Raw genomic sequence first — 8,709 nt, forward strand, 5'->3', positions numbered from 1 at the left:
TCAAAACCAGAGCGAGCGAAGCTCGCGTGCGCGCCCCTCTCTCAAACTAAGCGCGTCGGCTCGGACTCGGGGTCGTAGATCTCCACCCGGTTCCGGCCGTTGCGCTTGGCCGCGTACAGGGCCGAGTCCGCGGCCTCGACCAGGGCCTGGGCGCTGGGCTCGAGCAGCATCGACAGGTCGGACACGCCGAGGGACACGCTGATCTCGATGTCGCGGCCGGCGAGGCGGAAGGGCTTGCCGGACACGAGCTCCTTGATGCGGTTGGCGGCCCGGGAGGCCCGCAGGGCGTCGACGTCGCGGCAGATGAGCACGAACTCCTCGCCGCCGTAGCGGGCGAAGATGTCCTCGGAGCGGGTCGTGCCCTGGACGCGCTCGGCGAGATCGCGGAGCACGGCGTCGCCGGCCGCGTGGCCGTAGTCGTCGTTGATCTGCTTGAAGAAGTCGATGTCGAAGATGACCAGCGACAGCGGCTTGCCGTGGCGCAGGGCGAAGGCCACGTCGCTCTCGAGCCGGTTGTTGAAGTAGCCGCGGTTGAACACGCCGGTCAGGCGGTCGCGCAGGGCCGACTCGTAGAGGCTGCGCTGGAAGTCCTCGTCGATGTCGTCGTGGTAGGTGAAGCGCAGCACCGAGGACGCGCCGATCTGGATCTTGTCGCCCTCCTTGAGGGGATAGCGATCGACCCGCTCGCCGTTGGCGAAGGTCCCGTTGGTCGAGCCGGCGTCGGACAGGTAGTAGTGCCCGTCCTCGTGCTCGACCTGGGCGTGGCTGCGGGAGATGCCCTCGTCGTTGATGCGGACGTCGGCGTGCAGGCCCCGGCCGATCGAGGTGCGGCCTTCGTTGAGGGGAAACATCTCGCCCATGCGGTCGCCCGCGAGCACGACGACGAAGGCCCGCCGGGCGCCCGACTCACGCTTGGTGACGTGGGGCAGATCCTCCGAATCCAGCACGAGGGTCGTCTTGGACATCCGACTGTCGATGCTAGCAGAGCGGCCCGCAGCTCGTCACTGCGGGCCTTCAGATGTTTCCAAGACCGATGGCGCCCGCCGAGCGATGCATGGACGGCCGAGAACGGGTGCGCAGCCCCGGGTTCGCGTCGATCCCGCCCGCGGGCCTTTTCGCACGGCGGGAGCCCTGAGAATGAACATCCGACCCGGGCCCGAGCGCCCGAGCCCCTCAGACGGTGTCGCGCAGGTCGCCCGAGGCGGCCCGCTTGGCCCGAGCCTGGACCCAGTCGGCGATCGCCACCAGGGCTTTGCCGGCCTCGCCGAAGCCCTCGGCGATGGTGCGGCACTCCGCGGTCAGCTGATCGACGCGGGCCAGGGCCTCGGCGCGGAGGCTGGGCTGGTCGTCGTCGAGGACGTCGTCGGCGTGCTGGAAGGCGATGCCGAAGGCGAGGCCGTAGCGCTCGAGCTGGGTCGCGGCCTCGGGGGCGGCGGTGGGCGAGGACAGGCCTCCGAGGGCCCCGGCGGCGGCGTAGAGGCCCCCCGTCTTGAGGGCGTGAACGCGCTCGAGGGTCTCGAGGTCGGCGATGTCCTGGCCGGCGATGAGGTCGAGGGCCTGCCCGCCGACCATGCCGTTGATGCCCGCGCAGCGGGCCAGGATCGTGACCGCGTCGGCGATGTTGGCCCGGGGGACGCCCTCGGTCCCGCGCGCGAGCACCTCGAAGGCGTCGGTGAGCAGGGCGTCGCCGACCAAGATGGCGTTGGCGTGGCCAAACTCCACGTGGACCGTGGGCTTGCCGCGGCGCTCGAGGTCGTTGTCCATGGCCGGCAGGTCGTCGTGGACCAGGGAGTAGGCGTGGATCATCTCGAGGGCGCAGGCGGCCGGGAGGGCGTGGGCCGTGTCGCCGCCGGCGGCCTGGCAGGCGGCGATGGTCAGCACGGGGCGCATGCGCTTTCCGCCCTGGAGCACCGCGTAGCGCATGGCCTCGCGCAGGCGCCCGGGATCGTCGGCGCCGGGTTGTCCGGCCTCGGGCATGGCCAGCACCGCGTCCAGGGCAGCGTTGACCGCCGCGCGGCACTCGTCGAGGTAGGAGGGGAGGTCGAAAGCGTCGCTCATGGTGGTGGCGTCCAGTCGGGGAGGTCGAGGTGGGGATGGGGTTCAGTCGGCGTCGGGCTCTTCGGCCGGTGCGGCCCCGCGGCCCTCGCCGAAGGGAACCACCCCGCCGTCGGCGAGCAGCATCTCGATGCGCTGCTCGACGGAGGCGAGCATCTCTTCGCCCTCGCGCACGAGGGCCACGCCTTCTTCAAAGCTGGCCAGGGCCTTCTCGAGGGGGAGATCCCCTCCTTCCAGCCCGCGCACGACCTCGTCGAGGCGCGCGAGCAAGGCCTCCGCCGTCTTGGGAGACTTGCGCCGACGGGAGCCCGATTTGGCGCCGGATTTCGACGAAGCGGCCATCGCACAGCGGTGTACCCAGCACCCAAGTCACCGTCAACGGCCGAAGATCACAGCCTCGGCGCGCCAGCCGACCCTGACCGGGGCGCGCGCGAGCGTACGGTTGTGCAGTCTGCGGCCACGGTATAGCCTCCACCGGAGATGGAGAGCGCCGAACAAGAGCGCGACGTGGACGGCCTCATGGGTCAGTTCCACGACTACCTGGGCAAGAAGCAGCTCAAGTCGACGAAGCAGCGCGACGTGATCGCGCGCAAGTTCTTTGCGACCGATGGTCACCTGTCCATCGAAGAGCTGCTCGCCCTCGCGCGGGCCGAAAACCCGCGAATCGGCTACGCCACGGTGTACCGGACCCTCAAGCTGTTGACGGAGTGCGGGCTAGCCGCCCAGCGCCGCTTCGGCGAGGGCCAGGCCATGTACGAGACCGCTGGCGACACCGAGCACCACGATCACTTGATCTGCATCGAGTGCGACCACGTGCTCGAGTTCACCAACGACGAGATCGAGCGCCTGCAAGAGCAGGTCGCGCGCAGCTTCGGCTTCGACCTGGTCCGCCACAAGCTCGAGCTCTACGGCATGTGCCCCAAGGCCCGCGGCATCAAGGGCGGCTCCTGCCCCCGCGAAGAAGCCGAAGCCAGGGACTGACATGCCCCCCCGCAGGCGAGGCGAGTCCGTTCGCGCTCGCTGAGGTTGTGGCGCGGCAAAGCGCGCCTTCGACTGTGAATTGATTGCGGTCGAGGGGGCTCCCTGCCTAGATTTGGGGCATGGAGCGCTCGAGCGCATGGGTGATGGGGCTGGCGCTGAGCGCCGTGTTCGGGTGCGCGCGAGAGCCCGCGGGCGACGAGGCGGGTGAGACCGAGGACACCGCCGCGGGCACCGAGGACGGGCAGACCAGCAGCGAGGGGGAGACCGGCTCGGGCAGTACGAGCGAAAGCGAGAGCTCGAGCGACGACGCGGGCACGAGCAGCGAGTCCGAGGACACGAGCAGCGACGACGCGACGAGCGGCGAGTCCGAGGGCACGAGCTCCGAGACCGGGACGGAGACCGACACCGGCTCGGCGGTGGGCTGTGACCGGCCGGTGTTCGTCAACGACTTCGACGACGACACCCCCGGCCCCTACGTCGACCTCGCCGACTGGAACGACCCGCCGTGGGACAGCGGCGTCGAGGAGGGGCGCGTGGAGATCATCGAGGGCGACGACGCCTTCGCGGGCCGCTCGCTCCGCATCCACTACCCCGAGGGCGGCGTCGGGCCCAGCCAGGGCGGGGCGCAGTGGCGCCTCGAGTTCGACGCGAGCTACACGGAGCTCTACCTCGCTTACCGGATCCGCTTCGCCCCCGGCTTCGACTTCGTCAAGGGCGGCAAGATCCCCGGGCTCGTCGGCGGGACCGCGCCGACGGGCTGCGTGGAGGACCAGACCGGGTTCTCGGCCCGCGGCATGTGGCGCACGGACGGCCGCGCCGTCCAGTACATGTACTGGCCGGAGAAGGTCGAGAACTGCGGCGACGACTACGACTACATGCTGGACGACACGCCCGTGACCTTCGCCCCGGGGCAGTGGCACCTCGTCGAGCACCGCCTGCGCATGAACACCCCGGGCGTCGCCGACGGCGTGCTGCAGGCGTGGATGGACGGCGAGCTCGTCCTCGACGAGCAGGACTTCCTCTACCGCACCGCCGACTACGACTACGCCGTCGACGCGATGTACTTCTCGACCTTCTTTGGCGGCAGCGGAGCCGACTGGGCGCCGACCACCGACGAGACCGTCGACTTCGACGACTTCGTGGTCTGCGAGGGCCCGATCACCCACTGACCCGAGCTCTCTCCCGCGAACCACTTCCAGCCCGCCAAACCAACGCGCCGTCGAAAGGCGCGGGCAGGGTTCGCCTTTCATGGGCGCACCGCGGGTCGGAATTGCCGCACCCCCGTGGGGGCCTCTGGAGCCACCCCTGCCCAGTCGGGCGCAAAGTCCGGCAATGTTTCATTCCTGCGTCGACGAGGCTCCAGCGCAAAGGTAGGGTCCACGCGATGCTCGGCATCCCCTACATCGTGCCGCCGGTGAAGACCTTCGAGTTCGGGAGCGAGCTCCCCTTGCTCGGCGATCACCTGACCCTGGGCGTGTTCGGTCCCCTCGTGGCCCTCGGCGTGCTGCTCGGCATCGCCATGGCCGTCCGGGTCTACGCCAAGCACAAGGACCTCGATGAGTGGGTGTTCCGCGACCAGATCTTCTGGGTCCTGGTGTTCGGCTTCGTCATCTCCCACTGGGTCTCGGTCATCTTCTATTTCCCCGAGCGCATCGCGGAGAACCCCTGGGTCCTGCTGATGCTGACCAACGGGCTGTCGAGCGTGGGCGGCTTCTTCGGCGCCTTCGTGGGCATGCAGTGGTTCCTGCGCCGGGAGAAGCAGCCGATCCTCGTCTACGCCGACGGCAACATGTTTGGGCTGCTGCTCGGCATGTGCTTTGGCCGCCTGTCGTGCGCGCTGGTCCACGACCACCCGGGCAAGATCGTCGAGGCCGGGACCTTTGGCGCCGTCGGCCCGTGGCCGTGCCGCTGCCCCGAGGGGCGCGCGCTTCCAGAGTGCTGCTCAGCCGCGCAGGAGCTGTGGCGCTGGGATCTGGGCCTCATCGAGTTCGTCGTCATCCTCGGGCTGAGCCTGTTCGTCTACTTCATCTGGGACTGGAAGAAGGCCCACCCGGGGCGGCTGACTGGGCTCGTGTCCATGGTCTACGGCCCGACCCGCTTCCTGCTCGACTTCCTGCGCGAGAGCGAGGCGGGCAAGGGCGTGGGCACCCCCGATACGCGCTACCTCGGCCTGACCCCCGCGCAGTACTTCTCCCTGGCCTTCTTCGCCGTCGGCGTGTGGCTGTTCTTCATCCGCAAGCCCGAGGACTCGGACCTGGCCTACGCGCGCGACAGCGACCGCAAGGCCAAGCTCGACGCCAAGAGCGTGACGGACGACAGCGGTCCGAGCGCGAGCGAGGGTGAGGATGAGGCGGCCAGCGCGGAATCGGTCGAAGCCGAATCCGAGACTGAGGTTGAGGCCGACGCGGACGAGCCCGACCCGGATTGAGCCTCGCGGAGGGGCCCCTCCAAAACTGCGAACTGTTCGGGTGAACGCGGAGTCCACGCTATACTCGAAGCATGCGCTTGGAGATGAGCCAGGATGGCGACTCGGTGTTGCTCCTCGACGCCCGCCATTTCCCCATCGTCATCTGCAAGTGGGAGGGTCCCCCGACCGAGGCGCTGGCTAGCGAGTACATCGACTGGCTGGGCCTGATGATCGAGCGCGCGGAGTTCTACGAGACTCGGCTCATCCACGTCATCGAGGCCAGCAAGATCGGCCGCCCGGGGGCGATCGCGCGGCGCATCCTCGCGGACGGCGCGGCGGAGCGCAAGGCGATGCACGCCGAAAAGGGCGCGGTCATCGCGACCTACCTCAACCCCGACAGCGCCATCGTGCGCGGGATCCTGGCGGTGATCCGCTGGTCCCTGGGCACCGACGGCTACGAGCTGAACCTGACCGAGAGCCTGCGCGCGAGCGTGACGGCGGCGGTCGAGCGCTTGGCCGAGGCCGGCGTCGAGGCGCCGCCGGATCTCAACCCGGTGTTCTACGAGCTCGAGCTCGATCCGCAGGTGCCGATGTCGGCCCGCTCATCCTCGCGGATGCAGATCTCGAAGATCCTGAGCTGAGCGAGCTCAACCCAGGCTCAGCCTAGGTTCCAGATTCGCGCGACGCCGTCGGCCGCGGCGGTCACGGCCAGGTTGCCGTCGGCGGACACGTCGAGGTCGTAGACGCCCTTGCAGGGGTGCTCGCCCACGGCCACCGACTCGCCGGTGGTGCCGTCGAAGAGCCCGACGTTGCCCTGCCAGGTGCACACGATCTGCTCGCACTCCGGGCGCAGCTTGGCGCAGCTGAGGTCCCGCTCGACGATGGGCAGGACGCCGGTGTAGGCCCAGCTCTCGGCGGACCACACGGTGACCGGGCCGCGCCAGCCCCGGGAGATGGCCCACTGGCGGGAGTGGTCGAGCTCGAAGGCGCCGACCATGCCGGGGCCGGCGTCCTGCTCGTAGGCGAGCTCGCCGGTCTCGAGCGACCAAAAGCGGAGCGTGTCTCCGCCGTGGCCGGACACGATGTGCTCGCCGTCGGCCGCGAACACGAAGGCGGTCCCGCGCGGGCCCACCGGGAAGCTGTGGACCAGCTCGCCGTCGTCTCGGGACCACACGCAGATCTGGTCGTCGGCGCCGCCGGAGGCGAGCAGCGAACCGTCGGCCGAGCTGCCGAGGGTGTAGACCGTGCCGCGGTGCGCTTTCACGGCGAGGAGCTCTCGGCCCTTTTGCATCGACCACACCCGGACGCTGCCGTCGCTGCCGCCGCTGACGAGTTCACCGGTGCTGGTGACCGTCAGCGCGCTCACCTTTCTCCGGTGCCCTTCCAGCCGACGCTCGAGCTTGCCGCTGCGAGTCGACCATACGGCGATGCTCTTGTCCTTGCCCCCAGTGGCGACCCGACGGCCGTCCAGGGAAAAGCGGGTGCAGAGTATCGATCCTTCGTGGCCTTCCAAGCTCGAGCGCAGGTTCATGGCGAGCTGCGATGATACACGTCTCGTCAGACACGCCTACTCGTCGGCTTCGACGAGCTTCAAAGACGCGCCCAACTTGGTGGAAAAGTTGTCATCGACCCCCGTGGCAACCCATGTCCAGCCGGGCTCACCCCCCTGAGGATCCATCCAGGTAGCGAAAAAGCTCTGGACTTGCTTCGGATCGGCCTCGAGCATGGCCTGGGCATCGCGGGCCAGGGCCGAGTAGATCTCCCGGTCCTCGCTGGCTAAATCGATGGACTGGCTCCACAGGGTCGTCCAGTCCTCGCCTTGGAGGCTCACGTCGACGACGCGGGCCCCCAGCCACAGGTTGGTGGCCTGCTCGAGGCGCCCGCGGGTCTGCTCCGCCGCAGAGAAGCCCTGCATGCGCTCGATGATGCGTTTGAGGCTGCGCACCGGGTCAGTCGGCGAGATCCGCACACGTACGGCGAACACGCTCAGGGGGCCCGCGGTGACCAACCTGGCATCGACCCGCTCTTGCATGAGCCGCTGGCACAATCGCGCGAGCATGCGATCTTCCGGGGTCGGCGTTGGGATGATCCGTCCGAGCACGACGATCGCGCGCCCGCCCGCTTCGGGCTTGCCCTCGTGGACGACCAGGGGCGCGCTGCGGGACTCGGTGAGCAAGAACGTGTTTCGCTCGCGCAGCTTGGCCTCGGGGCCGCGCAGGCGCACGGTGGCAGCGGGCTTGCCCGAGCCAAAGCCGAGCAGCGGCGCCTTCCACCGGGCTCCGAGGGTCTCGAGGGCCTCGGCGAGGGGATCGCGCTCGCTCTCCTCGGTGTCCTCGGGCTCGGGCTCGGCCTCGCCGGGCTCCCCGGCGTCCTTGGCCTCCTCCTTTGCGGGCTCGTCCCTTGCCTCGCTGGGGGCTTCGCTGCCGGGCAGCGGGCGCGCGGAGTGCACGATGACCAGGGCATCGCGGGGGTCCGTGAGCGTGGTCCAGGCCCGGTCGAGGCGGCCCTTGGACAGCGCGACGATGTCGCTCTTGGCCGCGAGCTCGTGCTCGAGGGGGAGCTCGAGCAGCTCCGTGGTCAGGGCCGCAGCGGCCTCGGAGGAGGGGGCGACCTGGGTGTGACGGGCCAGGACCTTGCCCTGGGCGACCGACAGCAGCTTGGCGTTGCCGGCCTCGGCGAGGGAGCTGGCGAGGGCCCCGAGCACGCGGTCGGCCTCGGCGTCTCGGCCGTGGACGGCGATCTCGATCCGCCCGGGGCGGCTGGTCAGCTCGAGGCGCGTCGCCGGGATGCGGCGCAGCCGAGCCTCGAGGTGCAGGCGCAGGGCCTCGAGCGCGGCGTCGATGCCCGCGGCGTCGAGCTTGTCGGCGTGGATCGAGGTCGGCAGCAGCACGCGGACGTGGAAGGACTGCGCGCCCTCTTCGTGGAGCCAGTGGACGAGGGCGCCGTTGTCGAGCTGGGTGACCGCCGGCGGGCGCCACGGGGGCACGAGCACGCGGTTGGCGTCGATCGGCGCGCGGTTGGCCCCGTCGTCGAAGACCACGGGGGCGAGGGTGTCTTTGTTGCAGCGGCACCCACCGCTGCCCGCGAGGCCGAGGGCGCCGAGGATCAGGAGCCCTGCGCGGAGCTTGGCGCCGGGGCGGGAGGAGGCGCGGCTCATGGCTTGGCCTCCTCGGCAGCCGGGTTGGCCGGGTTGGCTGCATCGGGCTCGGCTGCCTCGGGGCTGTCGCTCGCCTCGCCCTCACCGGCGGCCTCGCCCTGTGCGGGGG

General features: G+C 70.0%; 9 protein-coding genes. 4 read left to right on the forward strand and 5 right to left on the reverse strand.

The window, feature by feature from the left end; all coding sequences use genetic code 11:
- Positions 1-41: 41 nt before the first annotated feature.
- From PPSIR1_RS40670 to xseB, 3 genes are all read right to left on the reverse strand, one after another.
- Complete coding sequence (locus PPSIR1_RS40670; RefSeq protein WP_006977173.1) at positions 42-965, reverse strand: GGDEF domain-containing protein; 924 nt, start codon at positions 963-965, stop codon at positions 42-44.
- A gap of 208 nt (positions 966-1,173) precedes the next feature.
- Positions 1,174-2,058: a polyprenyl synthetase family protein gene (locus PPSIR1_RS40675; RefSeq protein WP_006977174.1), complete on the reverse strand. Its 885-nt coding sequence runs from the start codon at positions 2,056-2,058 to the stop codon at positions 1,174-1,176.
- Between the two features lie 42 nt (positions 2,059-2,100).
- A complete protein-coding gene (gene xseB, locus PPSIR1_RS40680; protein ID WP_006977175.1) occupies positions 2,101-2,397 on the reverse strand; it encodes an exodeoxyribonuclease VII small subunit in 297 nt (98 codons plus the stop codon).
- A 138-nt stretch (positions 2,398-2,535) separates the two neighbouring features.
- Between xseB and PPSIR1_RS40685 the strand changes: the two genes are divergently transcribed.
- The 4 genes from PPSIR1_RS40685 to PPSIR1_RS40700 all read left to right on the forward strand — a co-directional run bounded on the left by PPSIR1_RS40685 (position 2,536) and on the right by PPSIR1_RS40700 (position 6,084).
- Positions 2,536-3,036 (forward strand): Fur family transcriptional regulator, encoded by a 501-nt coding sequence (locus tag PPSIR1_RS40685; RefSeq protein ID WP_006977176.1) that lies wholly within the window; start codon positions 2,536-2,538, stop codon positions 3,034-3,036.
- 119 nt (positions 3,037-3,155) lie between these two features.
- Positions 3,156-4,205 carry a polysaccharide lyase gene (locus PPSIR1_RS45375; RefSeq protein ID WP_157596511.1) on the forward strand — a complete coding sequence of 350 codons (1,050 nt, stop codon included), beginning with the start codon at positions 3,156-3,158 and terminating at the stop codon, positions 4,203-4,205.
- Between the two features lie 215 nt (positions 4,206-4,420).
- Positions 4,421-5,464: a prolipoprotein diacylglyceryl transferase gene (locus PPSIR1_RS40695; protein ID WP_006977178.1), complete on the forward strand. Its 1,044-nt coding sequence runs from the start codon at positions 4,421-4,423 to the stop codon at positions 5,462-5,464.
- A 71-nt stretch (positions 5,465-5,535) separates the two neighbouring features.
- Entirely contained in the window at positions 5,536-6,084 is a 549-nt protein-coding gene (locus PPSIR1_RS40700) for a hypothetical protein (RefSeq protein ID WP_006977179.1), read from the forward strand.
- Positions 6,085-6,101: 17 nt separating this feature from the next.
- Here PPSIR1_RS40700 and PPSIR1_RS40705 read toward each other — a convergent pair whose 3' ends face one another.
- Both PPSIR1_RS40705 and PPSIR1_RS40710 read right to left on the reverse strand, forming a co-directional pair.
- Complete coding sequence (locus PPSIR1_RS40705) at positions 6,102-6,974, reverse strand: WD40 repeat domain-containing protein (protein WP_086002156.1); 873 nt, start codon at positions 6,972-6,974, stop codon at positions 6,102-6,104.
- A 36-nt stretch (positions 6,975-7,010) separates the two neighbouring features.
- The gene (locus PPSIR1_RS40710; protein WP_006977181.1) at positions 7,011-8,600 is read right to left on the reverse strand and encodes a hypothetical protein; all 1,590 of its coding nucleotides are present in this window, start codon (positions 8,598-8,600) and stop codon (positions 7,011-7,013) included.
- Between the last annotated feature and the right edge of the window lie 109 nt (positions 8,601-8,709).

Origin of the sequence: Plesiocystis pacifica SIR-1 (assembly GCF_000170895.1) — a bacterium.
Classification (GTDB): Bacteria; Myxococcota_A; Polyangia; order Nannocystales; family Nannocystaceae; genus Plesiocystis; species Plesiocystis pacifica.

What these genes read in the sequence shown, in the direction of transcription:
- PPSIR1_RS40670 (WP_006977173.1), bottom strand. Translation starts at nt 965, where the DNA reads ATGTCCAAGACGACCCTCGTGCTGGATTCGGAGGATCTGCCCCACGTC.
- PPSIR1_RS40675 (WP_006977174.1), bottom strand. Translation starts at nt 2,058, where the DNA reads ATGAGCGACGCTTTCGACCTCCCCTCCTACCTCGACGAGTGCCGCGCG.
- xseB (WP_006977175.1), bottom strand. Translation starts at nt 2,397, where the DNA reads ATGGCCGCTTCGTCGAAATCCGGCGCCAAATCGGGCTCCCGTCGGCGC.
- PPSIR1_RS40685 (WP_006977176.1), top strand. Translation starts at nt 2,536, where the DNA reads ATGGAGAGCGCCGAACAAGAGCGCGACGTGGACGGCCTCATGGGTCAG.
- PPSIR1_RS45375 (WP_157596511.1), top strand. Translation starts at nt 3,156, where the DNA reads ATGGAGCGCTCGAGCGCATGGGTGATGGGGCTGGCGCTGAGCGCCGTG.
- PPSIR1_RS40695 (WP_006977178.1), top strand. Translation starts at nt 4,421, where the DNA reads ATGCTCGGCATCCCCTACATCGTGCCGCCGGTGAAGACCTTCGAGTTC.
- PPSIR1_RS40700 (WP_006977179.1), top strand. Translation starts at nt 5,536, where the DNA reads ATGCGCTTGGAGATGAGCCAGGATGGCGACTCGGTGTTGCTCCTCGAC.
- PPSIR1_RS40705 (WP_086002156.1), bottom strand. Translation starts at nt 6,974, where the DNA reads ATGAACCTGCGCTCGAGCTTGGAAGGCCACGAAGGATCGATACTCTGC.
- PPSIR1_RS40710 (WP_006977181.1), bottom strand. Translation starts at nt 8,600, where the DNA reads ATGAGCCGCGCCTCCTCCCGCCCCGGCGCCAAGCTCCGCGCAGGGCTC.